The following is a 1,089-nucleotide window of genomic DNA, read 5'->3' on the forward strand; positions in this document are numbered from 1 at the left end:
TTGCGTCGATCGTGCCGTCGTGATTGGCGTCCATCCGGTCGAACCGCTTGAGCGCGCGAGCTGTGAACGCCTCGCGCGTCACGCTGCCGTCGCCGTCGGAGGCCATCCCACGACCCATGCCATCATGCTTGCGCCTGCCCGGCGACGGCACGGGACCATCGCGACCGCTCGCGACCATCCGATCGTGCAGCGCGGCACGATAGGCCTGCATCTCGCCGCCGGTCACCCGGCCGTCGCGATCGGTATCCATCTGCGCGAACCGGGCGTCGGCCTGCGCGATCGCGTCCGCGCGCGTGGCGACGCCGCTCGCATCCTGACGCATAGGCGCCACGGGGGCAGTTTGCGCATTGCTGGCGGCGGAGGTGATCGCGCTGGCGGCGATCATCAGGGTGAGGACGGTCTTGCGCATGTCGGTCTCCGGCGGAGTGGGACGAATTCCCATCGAATAACCGCCGTCTAAACCCCGGTTGTCGCACGGTTCTGCCGCCGTGGCGGCAATGTGTCGCAAGATATGTCAGGGGCCGGGATATGGGGTCAGGCGAAGATCGCGACGCTCTGCATCTGTTCGGCGACCGGCATGCCGTCGGCGTTCCAGATCGCCATCTGCTGGCTCGAACTGCCGTCCTTCGTATAGTCGGTCGTCGCACGAAGCAGCCACCAGCCGTCGCGCGTTACCGGCTGCGGGCCGAGAATGTTGAGCAGCCATGTCATCGAACTGAGCGGCGCAGGCCCGCCGAGCAGCTTCAGCGCGGCAGGCGGCAGGCAATCCGCGACGGCCATGAGTTCGACCATAGGATCGAGCCCGTCACGGTCGACCAGCCGGGCCCAGCGGAGCCACTCGGCGGGCCCGACGCTGTCGTCGCGGCGGTCGAGCAGGTCGAAATTGCGCGAGAACGCGACCGCGCTATGGCCGCGGAACGTCTGCGTATCGGGCTGCGGCATCGGAAAGTCCGGCGCGCCGCCGGTCTGGTGATCGACGCGCGACTCCACCAAGCCCATGAATACGAAGGTCGCGCGTAGGCCGAGCCCGGCCTCGCTCTCGACATCCGCCTGGACGAACGCGGCGTTGCGCCCGCGCCGTAGTCGGCT

2 protein-coding genes are annotated in these 1,089 nt (G+C 68.4%); both read right to left on the bottom strand.

Translation table 11 applies throughout. The features are described from left to right. Positions 1–409, bottom strand: a 409-nt coding sequence (locus U1872_RS22650) for an EF-hand domain-containing protein (RefSeq protein ID WP_332795098.1), incomplete at its 3' end; no start/stop codon positions are given. A 125-nt stretch (positions 410–534) separates the two neighbouring features. After that, positions 535–1,089 (bottom strand): thioesterase family protein (locus U1872_RS22655; protein ID WP_332795099.1); only part of this gene is annotated, 555 nt, incomplete at its 5' end.

The organism is Parasphingomonas frigoris (assembly GCF_036663815.1).
Classification (GTDB): Bacteria; Pseudomonadota; Alphaproteobacteria; order Sphingomonadales; family Sphingomonadaceae; genus Sphingomonas.